Source organism: Propionivibrio pelophilus DSM 12018 (genome assembly GCF_059569095.1).
Genome location: NZ_JCANUT010000021.1, coordinates 23,085 through 45,533 on the forward strand (window position 1 = coordinate 23,085; position 22,449 = coordinate 45,533).

A 22,449-nucleotide genomic window follows, 5' to 3' on the forward strand; every position below is an offset into this window, starting at 1 on the left:
GCTCGCAGTAACCGCCATTGCATTGTCTTTGCCTGACCCATCCAATACACTGACGGCCGGACCCGAGGCTTTTCCGGTAATTACAAGGGAATAGGATGATGGCGTTGTTTCCCCGACTTTGCATTTCAGGAATTCTGTTGGCGGCGATTCCGCTGGCGCACGCCGACGTCATGTATCAGTGCGTCGATGCCCACGGTCACAAGACGTTTTCCAACGTCAAGCTGTCGACCCCGGGAATGAAATGCTCTGCGATGGATCTCGGGCCAGCGACGACCGTCCCGCCCGCGCGCCCTGCCATCAAGACGCCCTCGCCGGCGAGCTTCCCCAAGGTCGGCGAAAACGATCAGAAGGCACGGGACACCGACCGACGGCGCATTCTGGAGAGCGAACTGGCGGCCGAGCAACAGAACCTCGAACAGGCGAAGAAGGAACTGGCCGCGCAAGAAGCCGTCCGTAGCGGTGATGAACGCAACTATCAACGGGTTCTCGATCGACTGGAACCCTTCAAGAACAAGGTGGCGCTGCATGAACGCAATATCGAAGCCATCCAGAGGGAGCTGGACAAGCTGCGCTGAGCACGCTCCGGCCGGGAGCACCCATGAATGAGCGTCCGAACCTCCCGTTCAGCGGGCTGGATCTACTTTCATCCTCGGTCATCCTGCTCGACGAGAATCTGGCCATTCGCTACCTGAATTCCGCCGCCGAGGATCTCCTGGCGATCAGCGGGAAAACCGTCGCCGGAGCAAAACTTTGCGACGTCGCCGCCTGCCCTTCGACTTTGCTAGACGCGCTGGACAACGCCTTACTGCATGGCTGGGGGCATAGCGGCCAGAACATCGAAATCCGACGAAACGACGACCTGCTGCTGCAACTGAACTGCACCGTCAATCGGGTAGACGCCGGTGACATCCGCCTGCTGGTCGAGCTCTGGCCGATCGACCAGCAGATCAAGGCGACCCGCGAGGAGCGGCTGCTGGAGCAGCAACTGGCCAACCGCGAACTGATCCGCAATCTGGCACACGAAATCAAGAATCCGCTAGGCGGAATTCGCGGCGCGGCGCAGTTGCTCGAACATGAGCTCAACAACCCCGCGCTGCGCGAATACACCCAGGTCATCATCAAGGAAACCGATCGCCTGCAGGACCTGATGAAGCGCCTGCTCTCGCCGCATCGTCCGATGCAGCCGGGTTCGGTCAACATTCACGAGATTCTTGAACGCGTACGCAGCCTGCTGAAGGCGGAATTCCCCAAGGCGCTGATGATCCGTCGCGATTACGACACGAGCCTGCCCGAGCTGATCGGCGATCGCGAGCAACTGATCCAGGCCGTGCTGAACATCGCGCGCAACGCGGCACAGGCGATCATGAACCGCCCGGAGGCAGAAGCCGAGGGGCTGATCACCTTCCGTACGCGCGTCGCGCGGCAGGTCACCCTGGCCAAGAAGCGTTTTCCGCTGGCGATCGAGCTGCAGGTCATCGACAACGGCCCGGGGATTCCGGAAGACATCCGGGAGCGGATGTTCTACCCGCTGGTTTCCGGGCGGGAAGGGGGCAACGGCCTCGGCCTCACGCTGGCACAGAACTTCGTGCTGCAGCATCAGGGCACCATCGAGTGCCAGAGCCGACCGGGATTCACCTGCTTCACGCTCCGCATGCCGTTGAATCTTGGTGAGGGGAAGGCGGCGGGTTGATGGCAAGCTATTTGCTATACCCTCCACATCCTGATCACGATGCCTGAGAAAAAAATGAAACCTGTGTGGATTGTCGACGACGACAAGTCGATTCGCTGGGTGCTGGAAAAGACCCTGTCGCGCGAGCAGACGCCGTTCAAGAGCTTTGCCTCGGCGACCGAGGCACTGGCGCAACTCGATGCCGGTGCCGAACCACCGCAGGTCCTGGTATCCGACATCCGCATGCCCGGCGAGTCGGGGCTGGATCTGCTGAGGAAGGTCAAGGAGCGCTTCCCCGCGCTGCCGGTCATCATCATGACCGCCTACTCCGACCTCGACAGCGCCGTCGCCGCCTTTCAGGGTGGCGCGTTCGAGTATCTGCCCAAGCCTTTCGACGTGGACCAGGCGCTGGAACTGATCCGCCGAGCCGTCGATGAGAGCTTGCACCAAGGTGGTGCAACCGACGAACTGGGCATGGTGCCGGAAATCCTCGGCAAGGCCCCGGCGATGCAGGAGGTCTTCCGCGCGATCGGACGACTCAGCCAGTCGTCGGCGACGGTAATGATCACCGGCGAATCAGGGACCGGCAAGGAACTGGTCGCGCGCGCCCTGCACCGGCACAGCCCGCGCGCGGACAAGCCGTTCATCGCCATCAACACAGCGGCCATCCCGAAGGACCTGCTCGAATCCGAACTGTTCGGCCACGAGCGTGGCGCGTTCACTGGTGCGGCCACGCAGCGCCGCGGACGCTTCGAGCAGGCCGAAGGCGGTACGCTGTTCCTCGACGAAATCGGCGACATGCCGGCCGAACTGCAGACGCGCCTGCTGCGCGTCCTCTCCGACGGAAACTTCTATCGCGTTGGCGGACATTCGCCGATTCGCGCCAACGTGCGCATCATCGCCGCCACGCACCAGAACCTGGAAGAGCGGGTCAAGGATGGCCTGTTCCGGGAGGATCTCTTTCACCGCCTCAACGTCATCCGCGTCCGCCTGCCGAGCCTGCGCGAACGGCGCGAGGACATTCCCATCCTGGCCCGCCACTTCCTGCAGAAGAGCGCGCAGGAACTCGGCGTCGAGGCCAAGCGGATTTCCGACGCGGCGCTGCGCCAGTTGTCGGCCCTCGATTTTCCGGGCAACGTCCGGCAACTGGAAAACGTCTGCCACTGGCTGACCGTCATGGCGCCGGGCCAGCTCGTCGATGTCGGCGACCTGCCGCCCGAGCTGCGCGAGGCGGCACCGGCAGCGGGCGGCGCCACCGACTGGGAAGGGGCGCTGGCGCAGGTGGTCGACCGTATGCTGAGCACCGACGAGGGGCAGGTGCACGAGAAGCTGACAAACGCCTTCGAGCGCATCCTGATCAACCGCGCGCTGATGCATACCGGCGGACGGCGGATCGAAGCGGCCCTGGCGCTGGGCATCGGACGCAACACCATCACCCGCAAGATCCAGGACCTCGGCCTCGACGGCGGGCGGTCGGATGAAACGGGGCAGGCGGCCGGATAATCGGCGATAATGGCGCCCTCGAAAGGTGCTGCCCGATGTCCGAATCTTCCGCCCAGCTGATCGATCCTTCGCGTTTGCCTGAACTGCTCGCCGAGACCCGCGGGCGGTTCAACGTCGTCGCACTGGCCGAGTGCGCATCGACCAACACGGTGCTGCTGCAGCTTGCCGAGGAGGGCGCGCCGTCCGGGACTGTCGTGGTCAGCGACCGGCAAACGGCCGGGCGCGGCAGTCGCGGGCGAACCTGGATGGCTTCGCCGGAGTCCAGCCTGACCTTCTCCGTATTGTGGGCTTTCCCGGGCGGGCTGGAACGCCTGTCCGGCCTGTCACTGGCGGTTGGCGTTGCCGTGGTGCACGCCTTGAGTCGTTGTGGCGCGACTGGCGTGCAGTTGAAATGGCCGAACGACATCCTTTACGGCCACGGCAAGCTCGGCGGCATCCTGGTCGAATTGCATGCCGATGAACAAGGCGCCAAGGCGATCATCGGCATCGGTCTCAATCTTCGCCTGCCGGAGAGTATCGGCGAACCGAGTGTTGCCGCCCTTCCCGCCGCGGCGCTCGAGCAGATCGTCGCCGAACTGCCTGAACGCCACCAGCTGCTTTCCCATCTGCTGCGTGCGCTGGCCGAAACATTCGATCGCTTCGCCGCCGACGGATTCGCTGCTGTCCGTTCCGACTGGCACGCCTGTCACGCCTGGCAGGACCGGCCGGTGCGCCTGCTGCGCGACGGTCGCGTCGACAAGGAGGGCGTCTGCGAGGGGGCGGATCTCGATGGCGCGCTGCTGGTGCATACCGCGCATGGCGTTGAGCGCTGCCTGTCCGGCGACGTCTCGCTCAGGCCGCTATGATCGTCGCCATCGACGCCGGCAACTCCCGCATCAAGTGGGGATGCCACGACGGGACTGCCTGGAAGGAGCGCGGCAACGTGCCGACCGATGAAGCCGAACGCCTGGCCGATGTGGCTGCGCGTTGGCCGGAGACGGCACGCGTCGTCGCCTGCAGCGTCGCCGGGCCGGCCGTCGAAACGGCTGTGCAGCACGCGCTGGGCGCAAGCGGTTTCTCCGTGCAATGGGTTCGCCCGGAGCCGTTCGCCCACGGCGTGCTCAATAACTATGAACAACCGGAGCGCCTCGGCGCCGATCGCTGGGCCGCGCTGGTCGGCGCCCGGCGCAAGGTGGCGGGGCCGTGCGTGGTGGTGTGCTCCGGTACGGCGACAACGGTTGACTGGCTCGATGGCGCGGGAAACTTCCGCGGCGGGCTGATCCTTCCCGGCATGCATCTCATGCTCACCGCACTGGCCCGCGGCACGGCACAACTGCCGCATGCCCGCGGGCATTTCCGCGACGAACCGCGCAACACCATGGATGCCATCGCCTCCGGTTGCCTGCATGCGCAGGCCGGCGCCATCGAGCGCATGTTTGCCAAGGTGGCCGCGGAAGAGCGCGGCGCACTATGCGTGCTGACGGGCGGCGCGGCACTCCGGCTCGTGCCGTGTCTCGGGGTTCCGTGCCGTGTGGAAGAAACCCTCATCCTCGACGGTCTGCTGCAATACGCCTCCGCAAGCTGAGCACGCCAGGGCGCCAGCCTCTATACTTCGGCTTTTCCGATTCGGCATCCATTTCCGGGAGTTCTCATGGAATCGTTGCGCTTTGTCCTTCCCCAATCCGAAATTCCGACGCATTGGTACAACGTCGTCGCCGACATGCCCAACGCGCCGCTGCCGCCGCTCGGGCCGGACGGCAAGCCGGCGACGCCGGAGCAGATGGGGGCCATCTTCCCGATGGCGATCCTCGAACAGGAGATGTCCGCCGAGCGCTGGATACCGATTCCCCAGGAGGTGCGCGAGATCTACCGGCTCTGGCGCCCCTCGCCGCTGGTGCGCGCGGCACGGCTCGAGGAAATGCTGGGAACGCCGGCGAAGATCTACTACAAGAACGAGGGCGTCTCGCCGGCCGGATCGCACAAGCCGAATACCGCCGTGCCGCAGGCGTACTACAACCGCCAGGCGGGTATCAAGCGCATCACCACGGAAACCGGGGCCGGCCAGTGGGGCTGCTCGATGGCTCTAGCCGGACAGATGTTCGGCGTGGATGTGCGCGTGTACATGGTCAAGGTGAGCTACCAGCAGAAGCCCTATCGGCGCTCGATGATGCAGACCTGGGGCGCCGAGGTGTTCGCCAGCCCGTCGGAAATGACCCAGACCGGACGCGATGCGCTGGCCAGGGATCCGGGCAACATGGGTTCGCTCGGCCTGGCGATTTCCGAGGCGGTCGAGGAAGCCGCCTCCCGCGCCGACACCAACTACGCACTCGGCTCGGTGCTCAACCATGTGGCGCTGCACCAGACGATCATCGGTCTCGAGGCGAAGAAGCAGTTCGAGATGGCCGGCGACTGGCCGGACGTGGTTTTTGCGCCCTGCGGCGGCGGATCCTCGTTCGCCGGGATGGCCTTCCCCTTCCTCGCCGACAACGCCGCCGGTGGGCGCAACGGCCGCATGGTGCGCCTGGTGGCCGTCGAGCCGAGCTCGTGCCCGTCTCTGACCAAGGGCAAGTACGCCTACGATTTCGGCGATTCGTCCGGCTTCACGCCGCTGATGAAGATGTTCACCCTCGGCCATGACTTCATGCCGCCGGGCATCCACGCCGGCGGCTTGCGCTACCACGGGGCATCGCCGCTCGTCTCGCAGCTCTACCACGAAGGCTTGATCGAGGCGGTGGCCGTGCCGCAACTGGCGACCTTCGAGGCCGGCGTGATGTTCGCCCGTGCCGAGGGGATCGTGCCGGCCCCCGAGTCGTGCCACGCCATTCGCGGCGCGATCGACGAGGCGCTGCGCTGCAAGCAGACTGGCGAGCCGAAGACGATCCTCTTCAACCTCACCGGGCACGGGCATTTCGACATGGCGTCGTACGATCGCTACTTCGCCGGCGAGCTCGAGGATTTCGCCTACCCCGAGGAAGCGATCCGGCAATCGCTGGAGCATCTTCCCAACGTCGGCTGACGTCACGGCATGAGAGGGCAATAATGCGCATCTTCGTATTCCTGCTGTTTCTGGCCAATCTGCTGTTCTTTGCCTGGACGCGGGGTTACTTCGGCGTTGCGGAGAATGCCGACGCGCTCCGGCTCAATCAGCAGTTGCGCGCTGATCAGGTACGCATCGTCGCCAACGATGTGCCGCCGCCGGAGGTCGCGCGTCCGGAGAAGAAAGTCGCCAAGCCCGAGGAGAAGGCGCCGGTCGAAACCTGCATCCTGTTGGCCGAACTGCCCCCGGCCGATGCCGATCGCCTGGAATCCTCCCTGACGGAATCCCTTGCCGGGGTCACGGCGGCGCGCACCAACTTTCCGGACACCTCGAGTTTCTGGGTGCATATTCCGCCACTGAAGACCAAGCGGGACGCTGAGATCAAAGCAGGTGAGCTGAAGGATCTTGGCATCAAGGAATACTTCATCGTGCAGGAGAGCGGCGCCAATCAGCTGGCCATCTCGCTGGGGCTGTTTTCCTCGTCGGATGCGGCGACGGCTGCACTCGCGAAGCTGCGCGAGCAAGGAGTGCGTTCCGCCCGGATCGCCGAGCGCCAGCTCAAGCCCGCGCTGGCACAGCTCGAACTCCGCGCCCCGGAAGCCAAAGCCGGAGAACTCGAGCAATGGCTCGCCAAAACAGCGCCGGGCGCCCGTCGCAGTGCCTGCAAGTTGCGGAACGCCTCCGGACAATGAGTTTCGTTGTCGGAGTGACAGGCGGCATCGGCAGCGGCAAGAGCACCGTCGCCAACCTGTTCGCCGAACTCGGCGCGGCCATCGTCGATACCGACGCGATTGCCCACGATCTGACCGGACCGTGCGGAGAGGCAATGCCCGAGATCGCCCGCGCCTTCGGCGCGATCATTCTGCACACCGACGGGAGTCTCGATCGCGCGGCGATGCGGCAACTGTGTTTTTCTGATCCCGAGGCTCGCAGGCGGCTGGAAGCAATCCTGCATCCGCTGATCCGCCGCGAGAGCGTAACCCGTTGCCGGCGCGCCAGTCATGCCCCTTACGTGCTGCTGGTCGTGCCGTTGCTCGTGGAGTCCGGCGCCTATCGCGAACACATCGACCGGATCCTGGTCATCGACTGCGCCGAGTCGGTACAGGTGGCACGGGTCAAGGCGCGCAGCCACCTGACCGACATTGAAGTTCGTGCCATCATGGCGACCCAGGCGAGCCGCGAAGAGCGCCGCGCGGCGGCCGACGACGTGCTGACGAACGACGATGGCCTCGATGAGCTACGCCCGCAAGTTCTTCGCCTGCACCACTGTTACGTCGAACTTGCCCGGAAGGCCCCGGTACGGGAAGATACTTAAGGCGGACTGTTGAGATTTGTTCGCAAATGTCTCAGAATGCAGGAAATTTCATCAATATTCCCTCCCCGGCGGCAATGTGACTACCTACGAATATCCCTTCAACGAGCGCATCAGGACCCTGTTGCGTCTGGAGGATTTATTCGAGAAGGCTGCCTACTTCATTCAACAGGAAGGGCCGCGCGAGCATCATGTGGTTCTCCTGTCGCTGTTCGAGATTCTTGAGGTTGCCGGGCGTGCCGACCTGAAGCTCGACCTGATTCAGGAGCTGGAGCGGCAACGCCAGTCGCTGCTTGCCTTCCGCAACAACCCGGATATCTCCGAGGAAGCGCTTTCCGGAGCGCTCTATGAAATCGAACAATCCTCCGCGGCCCTGCTGGCCATGACCGGCAAGATCGGCCAATACCTGCGGGAGAACGACTGGCTGATGGCCATCAAGAGCCGGGCGGTGATTCCCGGAGGCGTCTGCGAGTTCGACCTGCCGTCCTACCACTACTGGCAACATCAGGACGCGAAGACCCGGCAGGAGGCCTTGCAGGGCTGGCTGAAGCCACTGACGGCGCTACGCGATGGCTTGTCGATCGTCCTGCGCTTGCTGCGCGCCAGCGGAACGCCGGAAAATCAGTTGGCCAAGGGCGGTTCGTTCCAGTTGATGCTGGGCGGCAGCACATCGCAGATGGTGCGCGTCTCGCTCAAGGAGCCGCTGGCGTTCGTCCCGGAAATCAGCGCCAACAAGTATGCCTTGAACATTCGCTTCATCCGCCAGGATCTCGAAGCGAGACCGCGTCATCCCGACGCGGCGGTGGACGTTCCCTTTGAAATAGTGTTCTGTAATCTGTAGCAACATTTCTGGACGACGCTGGACGTCGCACAACACCCCAGGAAAGCCCCGCCGTAGCGGGGTTTGTTGTTTCTGGACGTCGCTGGACGTATCATGGCAGCGCGCCCTTTTTGAGTAGCTACGTGAGTAGCTAACGGGTGTTCTGAGTAGCTAAATTCACGGCAATGAGTAGCTAGGGGGCTTTTGGCGGGTCTGACCCGCCCAGGGGGAATCATGGGAAAACTGACAGACGTTGATATCCGCAACTGGATCGCTGCGGGCCAGCCGGTGGCCAAGTCGGACGGCGATGGGCTCACCTTCACCATGAGCACCAGGCAGGCGACGACCAAGGCCGGAACATGGGTGCTTCGGTACCGCCTCACCGGGATGAAGTCGCAGAAGGAGATCAAGGTTGGCAGCTACCCCGATTTATCCCTGGCGAATGCGCGGAAGGAAGCTGCAAAGCTGCGGATACGGGTCGAACAAGGGGAAGATGTTGCCAGGGAGAAGCAGAAGGAGAAGCGGAGCCGGGCCGCGGCATGGACCGTCAAGCACCTGGCAGACGACTACCTGGAGAAGATCGAAGGGCGCCTGTCTCCCTCAACGGTGAAGCAGCGCAAGCAACAGGTACGCGATCACATCACTGGGCGGTTGGGGAATCTACTTGTTGCTGATGTCACCCCGGCCGATATCGTGAACGCAACCGAAGCGGTTGCTGACAAGTCGCTACACGTCGCCCGACTCGTTCTGAGTACCTTGCATGAAATGTTCTCCCATGCGGTGGCTCGCCACGTCATCGACTCGGACCCATGCGCCCACGTTCGGGCAAAGGCAGTGCTCGGGTCACGGCCGGTCAATCGCACTCGCCTGATGCTCACTGAAGCGGAATTGCGCGCCATGTTGCCCGCCCTACCCTCGATCGGTCGGACCAACGAGGTGGCAATCAAAATCCTGCTGGCCACGTGCACCCGGATCGGGGAATTGATCGGTGCCAAGTGGGAAGAGATCGACATGGAGAAGCGAGAATGGACGATCCCGCCCGAACGGTCAAAGAACAAGAAGCGGTTCGTGATCCCGATTACTGACCAGGTGGCGTTCTGGTTCAGTGAGCTGAAAACAATGGCGATCGATTCGGCGTATGTGGCCCCCATCAAAACCCGGTTCAGCACGGAGGGTGGGGATAGGCCGATGGAGGCGACAACCTTGAACGCGGCAATCAATCGGATGTGCAAGGAACTGGGCGACAAGTGCCGACGTTTCACCCCCCATGATTTGCGATCAACGGCCCGCAGTCACCTGGGGGCATTGGGCGTTGATCTTCTGGTTGCCGAACGTTGCCTCAATCATTCCCTGGGCGGGCTGGTGGCGATCTACGATCAGCACGACTATCTGAACGAACGGCGCAAGGCATTGGAGCTGTGGACGGATTTCATCGTTGCTTGCGAGGTCGGGCGTGCCTGGAATGTGATTCCCCTTCGGAGGTCGGTTGCGTGAGTTTCACCCGCTCCATTTTTCCCTCTTGTTTACTTAAAAGCTTTGGTTGTATAGGTCATAACACGCTAACTTATTGAACGATGGAGTGAATTGGCAATAAAAATGACACGGCAGAAAATAGGTTGCGAGAATGACATAAGAATATACACTGCGACTTATGAAATACTTTGGTTTGGGGGATGTGATGGGACAGGCGAGGACACTGAACGAAAAAGAGCTGAAACTGCTTTTGCTTTATATCAGCACGAAAAAACACGCAGCACGAGACAGGGCGATGGTGCTGATGACATATTGGGGAGGGATGCGGATTGGCGAGGTGGCGGCAACGAAGATTGGTGATGTGCTGGCAGTGGATGGAACTATAAAACACGAACTGCGACTGACAGCAGCGCAGACGAAAGGACGGCACGCGCGGACGGTGGTTTTGGCGGATAAGCTGCGCAAGGAGTTGCTGAATTATTTACAGCAGCGATTTGGAGCGCGGCAGTTGATTGCGCTGAGCTATACAGACTATATGAATAAGCCACTTTTTGCGACGCAGAAGCGGGAAGGGTTTACAGCTAATACAGCGTGTTATCACTTTCATATGCTGTATAAGAGCGCGGGGCTTGCTGGCGCAAGTAGTCATAGCGGCAGACGCAGCTTTATAACGCAGCTGTCATCTAAATCAGTGCCATTAAAAGTATTGATGGAGCTTGCGGGGCATAGACAGGCGCAGACAACGATGCGCTATGTGGATGTGACGATGGATATGAAAAAAGCGGCAGTGGAATTGCTTTGATTGGGGCGGGTTAGGAGATAGAGGTAAAAATAATGAACAGCACTGTCTAAAATATTTCCCTCTACTGCTTCTCAATTCAATTCATTCTGTCTTTTCAGCAGCGCTGCCAACTTCCGTTTCACTATCTCTGTATGTGCCGCCATCGTCACCGCGCCTGCGTTCGCAATCGCGTCCCTCAATACCTCTTTCTTTATATCTTCCTTGCTGTAATTCGCTGCCATACCGCTGCTAACTTTGTAAACTGATCGCGTTGTAATTACGCGCGCAATGCTGTCTCTATCCAGCCCCAGCGTCGCTGCGCCTGCGTCAAAGCCTAAATCCCTGTCAAACCATATCCGCAAGCTGCCGTCGCCTTCAATAATTTCTTGTAAATATTCAATTGCCCGTTCGTATTTCGTCTCTGCCATATTGCGCAGCTTTATTGCCGTTTTTCCCTTCGCGCCGTCAGCCCTGTTTTCGAAAAAGTCGCCTTCGTGCACCAGCGCTTCGTATTTCTTTATTTCGTCGGGTTTCTGTTCAAATTCTTTCCGTCTATCAAGTTCTGCCTGCCACCTATTGCCGTAATCTTCAACACCTTCATTACCCAATGCCGCGCGCAAGTCGCGTATGCTGACCTTCTTTCCATTGTCCAGCTTGTCCAGCAGTTTCTGTGCTTTCGCCAAGTCAGCCATCGCCTGTCTCTTATTTCGTCAGCATCTTGCTCATATAAATCTCGTTGATTTTCCCACCGCTATTCAGTAGTTGCCGCGTCTCGTCGCCGCGCAACTGATCAATTGCTTTAATGACATTAAGATGGCTGTAATGTTTTTCTATCATCGTCACGCTCGTTCCCATCTGCTTCGCCAGCGTGTGTATTGGCACTTTGTCGTGTGTCAATGCGAAAGTTGCGTATGTGTGCCGCAAGCTGTAAAAAACCCTCTCTTGCCCAGTTTTTGGATCAATAAGTAAGTTGTGCTCGTCTAAATAGCTACGAAATAGCGCTGAAAAGCTCGTTTCCTTTTTTTGCTCTTCCAGTCTGAAAATATAGTCGTCGTTCTTTTCATTTATCAGCGTATCTACCAGCGCCTTGCCATAGTTCCGCTGCGCAATCCTTGCCAGCGCTTCCAGTGTCCGTTCAGTGCCAACTATCTCGCGCGCGCCTGTCTTTCCGCTCACTGCCATTATTACTGCCCGTTTGCTGCGCTTCACTTTCCTGTAGTCAGCTTGCGTGCCGTCGTCTTCAGTATCGTATTCGTCGTCGTATTCAAGCTGCCAGTCAATCTTTATTTGTGACCACTTCAAATTCATCAATTCTTTGCCAGGTCGTGCGCCTGTATCCAGCAGCACTGTGACATAGTCGCGCAATAATGGTCGCAGTTCCTTGCTTGTCTCTTTCGCCGCCCGTTCAATCCACGCGTCAAAGTTGCCCAGCAGCGCCCATACTTCGTCTAGTTCAAACGCCGCGCGTCTTTCTGATTTTTTCCCTTTGCTATCCAGCTTCAACCTGTTCGCTTCAGTCAAATAATTCCGCAATACTGCCTCGTCAAATACCCTGTTCAGTGCTGCGTTATGCGTCATCATCGTGCTTTGTGCTGGAGCTTTTTTCATTTTCACCTTGCGCCACGCGTCCAGCTTGTCCAGCACTGCGTAGTCAATACTCGCAATGTTGTAGTTGCCTAAAAATGGTATGAGATATTGCTGAATGACGATGCTGTAGTCAGCATAAGATGCTTTGCCGTGCCCACCCTTTGTCTCGTTCGCCATCCGCTCAAGCGCCAGTTTCGCAATGCTTCTGAATTTGCGCGTGATAACTGGTAAATTTTCCTGCTTGCGTATCTCTGCCTTTATCAGCAGCACTTTCGCAGCCTCTTTCGCCTTCTTTAAGTCGCGCTCTTTCGTCGTCGCTCGCTGCCACCTGCCATCAACTTTATAACGACACTGCCAAATATTGCTGCGCTCACGCCTGTATAGCACCAGCGTGCCTTCCATCAGTTCGTGTGTCGTTTCTTTTTTCTCTGCCATAGCAGCACTGTATTGCCGCCGTATTCAACGGTCAATGTCGTCTGTCTATTTTTTTCACGTCTACTCCAGCAGCACCAGCCATAGCGTGTACACCGCGTTATAGCCGTAGCCGTGCGCCAAGCGCTCTTCCTGCGCTTCTCAGCCGTTTTCGTAGCCCGCTATATACCCGCGCCTAAATAACAGCGCTATGCGCGCCGCAGCGCGTTTTGGAGAAAAACTGGGAATTTGAAAGTGTGTAAGCAGTGTGTAAGCGAAAAATAGACGCAAAAAAAGCACTAAGCTTGCGCTAAGTGCTTGATTTGCTTGAATAAATGGTAGGGCGTAAAAGATTCGAACTTTTGACCAACGGATTAAGAGTCCGCTGCTCTACCAACTGAGCTAACGCCCCACTGCTTTTCACACCTAGCAACATCCAAGGTGCTTGGTAGGTCGGGGGAGGTTCGAACTCCCGACCAACGGATTAAAAGTCCGCTGCTCTACCGGCTGAGCTACCGACCCGAAAAACAAGAGCGGACAATTATATTGGCCGCATTACCGACTGTCAACGAGCGCGGCTCATTTTTGCGATAATGTACTTATGAGTCATCAATCCCTCAAACGCTTCGCCTGGCTATCGATTGCCGCAGCGCTAGGTACCATCGCCCTGAAAACAGTCGCCTGGTGGCTAACCGGCTCGGTCGGACTGCTCTCCGATGCCCTAGAGTCGCTGGTCAACCTCGCCGGAGCAATGATGGCTCTCGCCATGCTCGGCATCGCCGAGCAGCCAGCGGACGATCAACATGCTTACGGGCACGGCAAGGCCGAATATTTCTCCAGCGGTTTCGAAGGCCTCCTGATTCTGTTCGCCGCCGCAGCGATTGGTATCTCTGCGGTGGAGCGACTCCTTAATCCCCAGCCGTTGTCCGATGTCGGAATCGGGTTGGCGGTCTCGGTCGTCGCGTCGCTGATCAATTTTTTCACCGCCCGCGTCCTTCTTGCCGCTAGCCACGAACACCGATCGCTGACGCTTGAAGCAGATGCCCACCATCTGCTAACCGACGTGTGGACCTCGGCCGGAGTCATCGTCGGGGTCTGCGCCGTCACTTTGACGGGCTGGTTATGGCTCGATCCGCTGATCGCCCTCCTGGTCGCCCTGAATATTGTCTGGACGGGCTGGAAGCTCGTTCACCGGTCCACCTCCGGACTCATGGATCACGCGCTGCCGTCTGAAGACCACACCCGCGTCGAAGCCATCCTGGCGCGCTATCGAGCTGAGGGGATCGATTTTCATGCCCTGCGCACCCGTGAGTCGGGGGCACGCCGCTTTGTCGAACTGCACGTTCTGGTACCCGGTGCCTGGTCGGTCAGGCGCGGCCACGATCTGGCCGAGAACGTCGAGAGCGACATCCGTAACGCGTTGCCACGCACCACGGTGATCACGCATCTCGAACCGCTGGAAGATCCCGTGTCTCACGAGGATATCGCCCTTGACCGCTGACGCGGGGCGTCCTGGATCACGTCCCGCGTTCGCCGGCATTGTTGCGACGATCCTGGTGTGGCCTTCCGCGGCATTTGCCTGGAACGCCGCTGGACACCGCCTCACCGCAGCCATCGCTTGGGACTTCCTTCGTCCCGCAGTCCGGGAGGAAGCCTTGTCGCTGCTACGCAGCCATCCTGACCACGCACGTTGGTTGCGCCGAACAGGAGCCTCCGACAACGCACGGAAGGCTTTCATCGAGGCGTCTACCTGGCCCGACGAAATACGCAAAGACACGCGGTTCTACTCGGCAAGCAAGGAGGTACCAACTCCCACATTGCCGGGTTTTCCCGACATGGAGCGGCGCGGTAACTGGCATTACGTCAATATCCCGCTCGACGGTGCGCCGGACGGCAAGGCGCTTTTCGGAGAACTCGGGCGTCGTCTGCCCGAACTGATCAAACTCTTGCGGGAATCGACTGACGAGAGGGAACGCAGTTATGCCTTGCCCTGGCTCATTCACCTCATTGGTGATGCACATCAGCCGCTGCACACTAGCGCCCGGGTGAATAGGCAGGGGAGATGGGACAGGCAGGGAAACAACCTGCAGATCAACAATCCGTTCAACTCACGCAAGCCGCTCATGACCTTGCACAGTTTCTGGGATGACCTGGCCGGGCCGCGCTGGCTGCGCGGCAAAAGGCTTGATCAGACAGCCAGGGAGTTGCTTGCTGCCCATCCACGGCCACCACGCTCAACTTCCGGCCGGCAGTGGATCCGCGAAAGCTGGAGGTTGGCGCGTGAAGATGGCTATCCGGCGAGCAAAGAGTCGATACCGGTAATCACAAAGACATTTTTTGATCACAGCCGGGAGATCGCTCGCCGGCGAGTCGTTCAAGCCGGCTATCGCCTCGCCGACGTATTGAACGAGGTGCTTGCCACGGACGAACGCGCTCAGCGATAGCCGCCGGCCAGCGCCCGCAAGCGAGCCACACGCTCCTCGGTCGCCGGGTGGGTACTGAAAAGATTGGCGATGCCGCCACCGTGCAGCGGATTCATGATCATCATCTGTGCCGTGGCGGGGTGTTCCTCGGCCGCGATCATCGGAATCCCGCGTGCGTAACGGTCGATCTTGGTCAGCGCGTCGGCCAGCGCGTTCGCATCGCCAGAAATCTCCGCACCACCGCGGTCCGCTTCGAACTCGCGCGCACGGGAAATGGCCATCTGGATCAGCGACGCGGCGATCGGTGCGAGGAGGGCAACCGCGATGGTGGCGATCGGGTTTGCCGGTCGACCTTCGGAATCGCGTCCGCCGAAGAACATCGCAAAATTGGCCAAGGCAGAGATGGCCCCGGCCATCGTCGCCGAAATCGTCGAAATCAGGATGTCGCGGTGCTGCACATGCGCCAGTTCATGCGCCATCACCCCACGGATCTCGCGCGCGGAGAGAAGATTCAGGATTCCCGTCGTCGCCGCCACAGCAGCGTTTTCCGGATTGCGGCCGGTGGCGAAGGCATTCGGCTGCGCCTCATCGATCAGGTACACCCGCGGCATCGGCAATTCTGCCCGTTGCGCCAGCTCGCGCACCATGGCATAGAACTGGGGAGCGGACGTCTCATCGACTTCCTGCGCGTTGTACATGCGCAGAACCATCTTGTCGGAAAACCAGTAGGCGAAGAAATTCATCGCGCCACCGAAAATCAGCGCCATGATCATGCCGTTGGCCCCGCCAAGGTATCCGCCGATCGCGCCAAACAGCGCCACGATGCCCGCCATCAGGACGGTCGTCTTTAACCAGTTCGCCAGCATTGCTGGAATCTCCTTCCGTTATCTCTGCCGCAAGCTTAGATTGGGCAGAGCAGGAAAAATTCAAGATGCCGAGGAAAACACCGCGCCCGGCAGCAAGGCGTTACCGGCCAGGAATTGCGCTGCCGAAAGGCGTTTCCCGCCGGCCTTCTGCAACTCGCCAAGGCGCAAGGCCCCCTCGCCGCAGGCGACGACGATTCCTTTCCGATCAGCAGAAATGACGGTTCCGGGCGCGGCCGTCTCGGGAACGGCAACCGCCTGCCAGATTTTGACCTGGACTCCGTCCAAGGTAGTCGATGCGCCGGGAAACGGGTTGAATGCGCGAATCTTGCGTTCCAGCTCCCCAACGGGCAGAGACCAATCGAGCAAGGCTTCCGCCTTCTCGATCTTGGCCGCGTAAGTCACCCCTTCATCAGACTGGGGAGAGGCGGCAAGAGGAAGTTGCCCCAGCGCCTCAACGATAAGTCGCGCGCCAAGTTCGGCCAATTTGTCGTGCAGCGACCCCGCCGTTTCGTCGGCGGCGATCGGCAGGCGCCCGGAGAGAAGCACCGGTCCGGTATCCAGTCCGGCCTCCATCTGCATGATGCAGACACCCGACTCGGTATCACCGGCGAGAATGGCGCGCTGTATCGGCGCAGCGCCGCGCCAGCGCGGCAACAACGAAGCGTGGATGTTGATGCAGCCGTAACGCGGAAGATCCAGCACCTCTTGCGGGAGAATCAATCCGTACGCCGCGACGACCATCACATCGACGTCAAATGCACGTAACCGCTCGCGCGCCGACGGGTCCTTGAGCGACGAAGGCTGATAAACCTCGATTCCGGCGGCCTGTGCCAGCGCCTTCACGGGCGAGGGCCGAAGTGTCATGCCGCGCCCTGACGGCCTGTCCGGTTGAGTGAGTACCAACACCACCTCATGCCCGGCAGCCAGGATGGCGGAGAGGGATTGCGCGGCGAATTCGGGTGTTCCGGCAAACAGCAGTTTCATGCGGTGATCTTCGCCTGCTTGGCAAGCTTGGCCTTGATGCGCGTCTGTTTGAGTTGGGACAGGTGCTCGACGAACACCTTGCCGTCCAGATGATCGATTTCGTGCTGGAGGCAGACCGCGAGCAAACCATGCGCCTCGATCGTTCGCATCTCTCCCTTCAGGTCGAGATACTGCACCACCACACTCTCCGCTCGCTCGACGTTGTCGTAAATGCCGGGAACGGACAGGCAGCCTTCTTCACACACCTGTGTTCCGGCCAGTTCGGTGATCTCCGGATTGATGAGTGTCAGCAACTCGTCGCGTGCTTCTGAAACGTCGATCACGATTACCCGCTTATGGACATCGACCTGCGTTGCCGCCAGACCGATCCCCGGAGCCTCGTACATCGTTTCAGCCATATCGCGGGCAAGCCGCTTTATGCTTTCGTCAATTTCCCGAACGGCCGTAGCGACCTTTTTCAGACGCGGGTCCGGGAAGCGAAGAATCGGGAGTAGAGCCATAAAAAAGCTTGATTGAATAAGTAATTATGTGCAGAATCTAATGCAACATCTATAAAGACGGCGCAATATCCGGGCAGGCAAAATTGGACAAAGTTGCTTTGAATCGGTTCGCGATTTGTCTTGTCCCGAAGTCTTTCCAAGCCCGGATGCGCGCCTGACGAGGATAACACGATGATCCGCTTTCTATCTGTGCTCTTTCTAGCCGCGGCGGCGACATTTAGTAATGCTGCCGAGGAACCCTTGAAATTGTCCAACACCGCCCCCGATCGCTATGTCGTGGTTCGCGGCGATACCTTGTGGGACATTTCGGCGAAATTTCTCAAGCAGCCGTGGCGCTGGCCCGAAATCTGGCGCATGAACAAGGCCCAGATCAAGAATCCTCACCGCATTTATCCCGGGGATGTGCTCGTTCTCGGACGCGATGCTTCTGGTGCCCCGTTGCTGCGACTCGAATCGAAGGTTCGGCCGCAAATCTATTCGGAGCAACTGACCCAGGCGATTCCGCCGATTCCGCCCAACGTCATCGAACCCTTCATTGCCGCGCCGCTCGTCATCGAGCAGAACGGTTTCGACAATGCCGCAAAAATCGTGGCGACCCAGGAAGATCGCGTATTCCTCGCGAAAGGGGATACCGCGTACGTCACCAACGCCGACCCCGGCAAAAAGAACTGGCAGGTGTTCCGCAAAGGTGAGCCGCTGCGCGACCCGGAGGACCCCGAACGCATCCTTGGCTATGAAGCCTTCCATCTCGGCTCCGCCACGCAGGTACGTCCGGGCGACCCGGCGATTTTTGAGATCGTTACTGCGAAACAGGAGATTGGCAGCGGCGACCGCCTCATCCCGTCCGTCCGTCCCGAACTCGTCGACTATGTGCCGCACAAGCCGGAAAGCGGCTTCAAGGGTCGGGTCGTCTCGGTTTATGGAGGTGTGGGTGCCGGCGGCAGGTTGTCCATCATTTCCCTCAACCGTGGCAGCAAGGACGGCGTTGAAATCGGGCACGTGCTGGCGCTGGAGAAAAACCGTACGGTCGTCCAGCGTGACGAAAACGATCGGAAAACCAGCGTCGTCATCCCGGCGATCCGCTATGGCCTTGCCTTTGTCTTCCGCACATTCGAGCAGATTTCCTACGCGCTGGTGCTTCAGTCGGATGGAACCGTGGACGTCAACGACTTTCTTTCTACTCCGTGACGCCACATGACCGACGGTGAGTCGTTAACCAACTGGTTGAGGCTCACCCTGATTCCTGGAATCGGCGGTCAGACCCAGCGAAAACTGCTCTCGGCGTTCGGCTTACCGGACGCCGTTTTTTCTGCCGGTTCTGCCGCATTGCGGGCCGCCGTTGGTGAAAAGGCAGCCAGCCTGTTGCTTGAGGCGAACAATGAAGCCGAAATCGAAGCGGCGGTCACCTGGGCCAGCGGTGAGGACCAGCATATCGTCACGCTGGCAGATTCCGAATATCCCCAGGCCCTGCTGGAAATAGCCGATCCACCAACACTGCTCTATGTCCGCGGGCGGCTAGCGTTGCTGAACCAGCCCACCATCGCCATCGTCGGCACCCGCAATCCGACGCCCCAAGGACTGCGAAACGCAGAGGCATTCGCCGCAGCACTGGCTGAAGGCGGATTCGTCGTGGCCAGCGGTCTCGCTCTTGGCGTCGACGCTGCAGCGCATCGCGGCGCGCTTTCAGCTAAGGGAAAGACCGTGGCCTTCATCGGAACCGGCATCGACCGGGTTTATCCTGCAAGAAACAGGGAATTGGCCCATGAAATCGGGACCAACGGCGCGATCGTTTCGGAATTCCCGTTGGGAACGCCGGTTCTCGCTTCCAATTTCCCGAGGAGAAACCGCCTTATCTCGGGAGTTTCACGCGGGGTTGTCGTCGTCGAAGCCGCGACCGAGAGCGGTTCATTGATCACCGCCCGCCTGGCTGCCGAACAGGGTCGCGACGTATTCGCCATCCCCGGCTCGATTCATTCTCCCCAGTCGCGCGGTTGCCACCAGTTGATCAAGCAAGGGGCGAAGCTGGTAGACAGCGCACAGGACATTCTCGAGGAATACTCCGGCGTCAAGTCGAATGAAAACCGCGCGGTTAACTCTGAGGGAAACAGTAGTGCCCCACCTTCAGTCGAGGAGAGTGTTCTCAAGCATTTGGGATACGAGTCCTGTTGCCTTGATGAACTGGTCATACGCACCGGGATGGCCACAGATGCGCTTTCGGTAATTCTTCTGCAACTGGAACTGGAGGGACGGGTTGCGCTGCTGCCAGGGAATCGGTTTCAGCGCATGGCGCCTCTTTGAAGTCTGGCGGGCCGGGAAATACGTTTCGCGTCCGCACCATTACACCCCGAGTTGGCCACCTGCTTTCCGAGGGCTCGCTTGCCAAGCTTCCGGCACTGCTCTTATCATGCGTCGCAAATTTCACTGACGCACAAACATGTGCGGCAGGTATCCATTCCCTCGCTGTTCCCGCGGACTCCATACATGAGCAAAAAGCTGATCATCGCAGAAAAACCATCCGTCGCTGCCGACATTGCCCGAGCGCTGGGCGGCTTCGCAAAACACGACGACTATTTCGAGGGCGAGGAAGGGATCATCTGTTCTGCGGTCGGCCATCTGCTAGAACTCGCCTGTCCGGAAGAATACGAAGTCAAGCGCGGGAAATGGTCGTTCGCCCACCTCCCGGTAATTCCGCCGCATTTCGACCTTCGCCCGATCGAGAAGTCAGAATCCCGGCTCAAGCTCCTTACCCGCCTGATCAAGCGAAAAGATGTCACCGCTCTCGTCAATGCATGCGATGCGGGCCGCGAAGGCGAGCTGATTTTCAACTACATCGTCCAGCACTCGAAGTCCAGTAAGCACGTTGAGCGGTTGTGGCTCCAATCAATGACACCACAGGCCATCCGTGATGGATTCAGCCGTCTTCGCCCCGGTGTCGAAATGCGCGGGCTTGCGGATGCTGCCGTATGCCGTTCTGAATCGGACTGGCTCGTCGGGATCAATGGTACTCGGGCAATGACGGCCTTTAACTCCAAGACCGGCGGCTTCCATCTGACCACCGTTGGCCGAGTGCAAACCCCCACGCTCGCGCTGATCGTCGAGCGCGAAGAGAAAATCCGCAAGTTCAAACCACGTTCCTATTGGGAGGTGGAAGCGAACTTTCTCTGCCAGGCGGGCGAGTACAAGGGGCGCTGGTTCGACGAAAAATTCAGCAAGGGAAAAGGCGAGGAAGACGAGCATCTTCGTGCCGACCGGATTTGGGATGAAGCAACTGCGCAGCGTCTGCGCGACAAGTGCCAAGGTCGTCCCGGGGTCGTCACCGAAGAAGCCAAGCCGTCGTCACAGCTGTCGCCACTGCTCTACGACCTCACGAGCCTGCAACGCGAGGCAAACAGCCGTTTCGGTTTCTCCGCCAAGGCCACACTCGGTCTGGCGCAGGCGCTGTATGAAAAGCACAAGGTGCTCACCTATCCGCGAACCGATTCCAGAGCGTTGCCGGAGGACTACCTCGGAAGTGTTCGCGAAGCGCTGAAGATTCTGACCGGCGAGGGTGCCGGAAAGGGACATGACGAGGCCTTGCTTGCCAGATATTCGCCATTCGCCCACCAGATTCTTGCACGCAACTGGGTCATTCCCAACAAGCGCATTTTCAATAACGCGAAGATCTCTGATCACTTCGCCATCATCCCCACGCAACAGGCCCCGAAGCACCTTTCCGAGCCCGAGCAGAAGCTGTATGACATGGTTGTCAAGCGCTTCCTCGCGGTTTTCTACCCGGCAGCGGAATATCTGATCACGACGCGGATCACGCGGGTCGAAAGCGAGCCTTTCAAAACCGAAGGCAAGGTCTTGGTCAATCCGGGCTGGCTTGCCGTCTATGGTCGCGAAAGCCAGGAGGGCGAGGAGGGCAGTCTTGTTGCGGTAATTCCTCAAGAGAAGGTCGCGGCGGACGAGATCGCACTGAACGGCTTGGCCACCCGCCCGCCAGCCCGTTATTCGGAAGCGACGCTGCTGTCGGCGATGGAAGGCGCCGGAAAGATGGTGGACGACGAGGAGTTGAAGGCGGCAATGGCTGGCCGTGGACTCGGTACGCCGGCAACCCGTGCACAAATCATCGAAAACCTGATCGGGGAACAATACGTTCATCGCGAGGGGCGCGAATTGCTGCCTGCGGCCAAGGCGTTCTCGCTCATGACCCTGCTCAACGGGCTCGGCGTTCGCGAACTCACCGCCCCCGAGCTGACCGGCGAGTGGGAGTACAAACTGGCGCAGATGGAGCGGGGAGAGTTGTCCCGCGAAACGTTCATGAAGCAAATCAGCGCCATGACCCAGCACATCGTTGATCGGGCCAAGAGCTACGACAACGACACGATTCCTGGCGATTTTGGGGAGCTATCCACGCCTTGTCCAAAATGCGGTGGAACAATCAAGGAAACCTACAAGAAATTCCAGTGCCAGGGATGCGATTTTTCGCTATGGAAAATCGTCGCCGGTAGGCAGTACGAAGCCTCGGAGATCGAAGAGCTGCTGGAGAAGCGTCAGATCGGACCGTTGTCTGGCTTCCGCAACAAGATGGGACGGCCATTCAACGCCATAATCAAGCTTAACGAAAGCCATCAACCCGAATTCGACTTCGGACAGGGAATCGGGGAAGAAAACGGCGGAGAAGCAATCGATTTTTCTGGACAAGAGCCGCTCGGTCCTTGCCCCAAATGCAGCGGCCGCGTCTTTGAACACGGAATGTCCTATCTGTGCGAGAACTCGGTTGGCGCCACCAAGAGTTGTGATTTCCGTTCTGGAAAAGTGATCCTCCAGCAAGCCGTTGATCGCGATCAAATGGCAAAACTCCTAGCAACGGGAAAGACGGATCTGCTCACAGGCTTCATTTCCGCGCGTACCCGACGCAAGTTCTCGGCGTTCCTTGTCCGTGGATCGGATGGAAAAGTCGGATTCGAGTTCGAAAAGCGGGAAGCTAAACCTGCTGCATCTGGAAAACAGCGGAAAGCAACTACCGCCAAGAAGTCGGCGGCCGACGATCAGGGATAGCGGAAACTGTCGGCGTTCCCCGCGAACCCAAGCTATCGTGTTTCACGTGAAACCACCGGGC

General features: G+C 59.6%; 21 protein-coding genes and 2 tRNA genes. 16 read left to right on the plus strand and 7 right to left on the minus strand.

Features of this window, described 5'->3' with window-relative positions:
* Positions 1 to 137: 137 nt before the first annotated feature.
* The 11 genes from BO74_RS10565 (at position 138) to BO74_RS10615 (ending at position 10,595) form a co-directional block, all read left to right on the plus strand.
* Positions 138 to 575 (plus strand): DUF4124 domain-containing protein, encoded by a 438-nt coding sequence (locus BO74_RS10565; protein WP_496442166.1) that lies wholly within the window; start codon positions 138 to 140, stop codon positions 573 to 575.
* A gap of 23 nt (positions 576 to 598) precedes the next feature.
* Positions 599 to 1,690, plus strand: coding sequence for a nitrogen regulation protein NR(II) (gene glnL, locus BO74_RS10570; protein ID WP_496442167.1), 1,092 nt, complete (start codon positions 599 to 601; stop codon positions 1,688 to 1,690).
* Between the two features lie 54 nt (positions 1,691 to 1,744).
* On the plus strand, positions 1,745 to 3,172 hold the full coding sequence (ntrC, locus tag BO74_RS10575) for a nitrogen regulation protein NR(I) (RefSeq protein ID WP_496442169.1): 1,428 nt from the start codon (positions 1,745 to 1,747) through the stop codon (positions 3,170 to 3,172).
* A 35-nt stretch (positions 3,173 to 3,207) separates the two neighbouring features.
* A complete protein-coding gene (locus tag BO74_RS10580) occupies positions 3,208 to 4,017 on the plus strand; it encodes a biotin--[acetyl-CoA-carboxylase] ligase (RefSeq protein WP_496442170.1) in 810 nt (269 codons plus the stop codon).
* Entirely contained in the window at positions 4,014 to 4,736 is a 723-nt protein-coding gene (locus BO74_RS10585; RefSeq protein ID WP_496442171.1) for a type III pantothenate kinase, read from the plus strand. The genes BO74_RS10580 and BO74_RS10585 overlap by 4 nt, the downstream gene beginning before the upstream one ends.
* A 66-nt stretch (positions 4,737 to 4,802) precedes the next feature.
* The gene (locus BO74_RS10590; RefSeq protein WP_496442173.1) at positions 4,803 to 6,167 is read left to right on the plus strand and encodes a TrpB-like pyridoxal phosphate-dependent enzyme; all 1,365 of its coding nucleotides are present in this window, start codon (positions 4,803 to 4,805) and stop codon (positions 6,165 to 6,167) included.
* Between the two features lie 23 nt (positions 6,168 to 6,190).
* Complete coding sequence (locus BO74_RS10595) at positions 6,191 to 6,880, plus strand: SPOR domain-containing protein (protein ID WP_496442174.1); 690 nt, start codon at positions 6,191 to 6,193, stop codon at positions 6,878 to 6,880.
* The gene (gene coaE, locus BO74_RS10600) at positions 6,877 to 7,503 is read left to right on the plus strand and encodes a dephospho-CoA kinase (protein ID WP_496442175.1); all 627 of its coding nucleotides are present in this window, start codon (positions 6,877 to 6,879) and stop codon (positions 7,501 to 7,503) included. Before BO74_RS10595 ends, coaE begins: the two co-directional genes overlap by 4 nt.
* Before the next feature lie 76 nt (positions 7,504 to 7,579).
* Positions 7,580 to 8,341, plus strand: coding sequence for a cell division protein ZapD (gene zapD / locus BO74_RS10605; RefSeq protein ID WP_496442176.1), 762 nt, complete (start codon positions 7,580 to 7,582; stop codon positions 8,339 to 8,341).
* A 213-nt stretch (positions 8,342 to 8,554) separates the two neighbouring features.
* Positions 8,555 to 9,814: a tyrosine-type recombinase/integrase gene (locus BO74_RS10610; RefSeq protein ID WP_496442178.1), complete on the plus strand. Its 1,260-nt coding sequence runs from the start codon at positions 8,555 to 8,557 to the stop codon at positions 9,812 to 9,814.
* A 157-nt stretch (positions 9,815 to 9,971) separates the two neighbouring features.
* Positions 9,972 to 10,595 carry a tyrosine-type recombinase/integrase gene (locus BO74_RS10615; RefSeq protein WP_496442180.1) on the plus strand — a complete coding sequence of 208 codons (624 nt, stop codon included), beginning with the start codon at positions 9,972 to 9,974 and terminating at the stop codon, positions 10,593 to 10,595.
* A gap of 71 nt (positions 10,596 to 10,666) precedes the next feature.
* Here the strand turns inward: BO74_RS10615 and BO74_RS10620 are convergent, their stop codons facing one another.
* The 4 genes from BO74_RS10620 to BO74_RS10635 form a co-directional block, all read right to left on the minus strand.
* Positions 10,667 to 11,266 carry a hypothetical protein gene (locus tag BO74_RS10620; RefSeq protein ID WP_496442181.1) on the minus strand — a complete coding sequence of 200 codons (600 nt, stop codon included), beginning with the start codon at positions 11,264 to 11,266 and terminating at the stop codon, positions 10,667 to 10,669.
* A gap of 10 nt (positions 11,267 to 11,276) precedes the next feature.
* The gene (locus tag BO74_RS10625) at positions 11,277 to 12,596 is read right to left on the minus strand and encodes a tyrosine-type recombinase/integrase (protein WP_496442182.1); all 1,320 of its coding nucleotides are present in this window, start codon (positions 12,594 to 12,596) and stop codon (positions 11,277 to 11,279) included.
* A 312-nt stretch (positions 12,597 to 12,908) separates the two neighbouring features.
* A tRNA-Lys gene (locus BO74_RS10630) sits at positions 12,909 to 12,984 on the minus strand.
* Between the two features lie 34 nt (positions 12,985 to 13,018).
* Positions 13,019 to 13,094: transfer RNA gene (locus BO74_RS10635), tRNA-Lys, on the minus strand.
* Between the two features lie 79 nt (positions 13,095 to 13,173).
* Between BO74_RS10635 and BO74_RS10640 the strand changes: the two genes are divergently transcribed.
* Together BO74_RS10640 and BO74_RS10645 are read left to right on the plus strand one after the other, a co-directional pair.
* Positions 13,174 to 14,073 (plus strand): cation diffusion facilitator family transporter, encoded by a 900-nt coding sequence (locus tag BO74_RS10640; protein ID WP_496442183.1) that lies wholly within the window; start codon positions 13,174 to 13,176, stop codon positions 14,071 to 14,073.
* Positions 14,063 to 15,016 carry a S1/P1 nuclease gene (locus tag BO74_RS10645; RefSeq protein ID WP_496442185.1) on the plus strand — a complete coding sequence of 318 codons (954 nt, stop codon included), beginning with the start codon at positions 14,063 to 14,065 and terminating at the stop codon, positions 15,014 to 15,016. The genes BO74_RS10640 and BO74_RS10645 overlap by 11 nt, the downstream gene beginning before the upstream one ends.
* Here the strand turns inward: BO74_RS10645 and htpX are convergent.
* Genes htpX through def form a run of 3 tightly spaced genes read right to left on the minus strand, consistent with a single transcriptional unit; the run spans position 15,007 to position 17,345 of the window.
* Positions 15,007 to 15,861, minus strand: a complete 855-nt coding sequence (gene htpX, locus BO74_RS10650) for a zinc metalloprotease HtpX (RefSeq protein WP_496442186.1) — start codon at positions 15,859 to 15,861, stop codon at positions 15,007 to 15,009. The genes BO74_RS10645 and htpX overlap by 10 nt on opposite strands.
* 60 nt (positions 15,862 to 15,921) lie before the next feature.
* A complete protein-coding gene (gene fmt, locus BO74_RS10655) occupies positions 15,922 to 16,845 on the minus strand; it encodes a methionyl-tRNA formyltransferase (RefSeq protein WP_496442188.1) in 924 nt (307 codons plus the stop codon).
* On the minus strand, positions 16,842 to 17,345 hold the full coding sequence (gene def, locus BO74_RS10660) for a peptide deformylase (RefSeq protein ID WP_496442189.1): 504 nt from the start codon (positions 17,343 to 17,345) through the stop codon (positions 16,842 to 16,844). Before def ends, fmt begins: the two co-directional genes overlap by 4 nt.
* A gap of 171 nt (positions 17,346 to 17,516) precedes the next feature.
* Here def and BO74_RS10665 point away from each other — a divergent pair, with 171 nt between their 5' ends.
* The 3 genes from BO74_RS10665 (at position 17,517) to BO74_RS10675 (ending at position 22,388) form a co-directional block, all read left to right on the plus strand.
* On the plus strand, positions 17,517 to 18,533 hold the full coding sequence (locus BO74_RS10665) for a LysM peptidoglycan-binding domain-containing protein (protein WP_496442190.1): 1,017 nt from the start codon (positions 17,517 to 17,519) through the stop codon (positions 18,531 to 18,533).
* Between the two features lie 6 nt (positions 18,534 to 18,539).
* A complete protein-coding gene (gene dprA, locus BO74_RS10670; protein ID WP_496442191.1) occupies positions 18,540 to 19,643 on the plus strand; it encodes a DNA-processing protein DprA in 1,104 nt (367 codons plus the stop codon).
* 183 nt (positions 19,644 to 19,826) lie between these two features.
* Positions 19,827 to 22,388 carry a DNA topoisomerase III gene (locus tag BO74_RS10675; RefSeq protein WP_496442193.1) on the plus strand — a complete coding sequence of 854 codons (2,562 nt, stop codon included), beginning with the start codon at positions 19,827 to 19,829 and terminating at the stop codon, positions 22,386 to 22,388.
* Positions 22,389 to 22,449 lie beyond the last annotated feature (61 nt).

Coding starts and splice junctions, on each gene's coding strand:
- ntrC (WP_496442169.1), top strand. CDS start 1,745: ATGAAACCTGTGTGGATTGTCGACGACGACAAGTCGATTCGCTGGGTG.
- BO74_RS10580 (WP_496442170.1), top strand. CDS start 3,208: ATGTCCGAATCTTCCGCCCAGCTGATCGATCCTTCGCGTTTGCCTGAA.
- BO74_RS10610 (WP_496442178.1), top strand. CDS start 8,555: ATGGGAAAACTGACAGACGTTGATATCCGCAACTGGATCGCTGCGGGC.
- dprA (WP_496442191.1), top strand. CDS start 18,540: ATGACCGACGGTGAGTCGTTAACCAACTGGTTGAGGCTCACCCTGATT.
- glnL (WP_496442167.1), top strand. CDS start 599: ATGAATGAGCGTCCGAACCTCCCGTTCAGCGGGCTGGATCTACTTTCA.
- BO74_RS10675 (WP_496442193.1), top strand. CDS start 19,827: ATGAGCAAAAAGCTGATCATCGCAGAAAAACCATCCGTCGCTGCCGAC.
- fmt (WP_496442188.1), bottom strand. CDS start 16,845: ATGAAACTGCTGTTTGCCGGAACACCCGAATTCGCCGCGCAATCCCTC.
- BO74_RS10665 (WP_496442190.1), top strand. CDS start 17,517: ATGATCCGCTTTCTATCTGTGCTCTTTCTAGCCGCGGCGGCGACATTT.
- BO74_RS10590 (WP_496442173.1), top strand. CDS start 4,803: ATGGAATCGTTGCGCTTTGTCCTTCCCCAATCCGAAATTCCGACGCAT.
- coaE (WP_496442175.1), top strand. CDS start 6,877: ATGAGTTTCGTTGTCGGAGTGACAGGCGGCATCGGCAGCGGCAAGAGC.
- BO74_RS10585 (WP_496442171.1), top strand. CDS start 4,014: ATGATCGTCGCCATCGACGCCGGCAACTCCCGCATCAAGTGGGGATGC.
- BO74_RS10625 (WP_496442182.1), bottom strand. CDS start 12,596: ATGGCAGAGAAAAAAGAAACGACACACGAACTGATGGAAGGCACGCTG.
- BO74_RS10615 (WP_496442180.1), top strand. CDS start 9,972: ATGAAATACTTTGGTTTGGGGGATGTGATGGGACAGGCGAGGACACTG.
- def (WP_496442189.1), bottom strand. CDS start 17,345: ATGGCTCTACTCCCGATTCTTCGCTTCCCGGACCCGCGTCTGAAAAAG.
- BO74_RS10640 (WP_496442183.1), top strand. CDS start 13,174: ATGAGTCATCAATCCCTCAAACGCTTCGCCTGGCTATCGATTGCCGCA.
- BO74_RS10620 (WP_496442181.1), bottom strand. CDS start 11,266: ATGGCTGACTTGGCGAAAGCACAGAAACTGCTGGACAAGCTGGACAAT.
- htpX (WP_496442186.1), bottom strand. CDS start 15,861: ATGCTGGCGAACTGGTTAAAGACGACCGTCCTGATGGCGGGCATCGTG.
- BO74_RS10595 (WP_496442174.1), top strand. CDS start 6,191: ATGCGCATCTTCGTATTCCTGCTGTTTCTGGCCAATCTGCTGTTCTTT.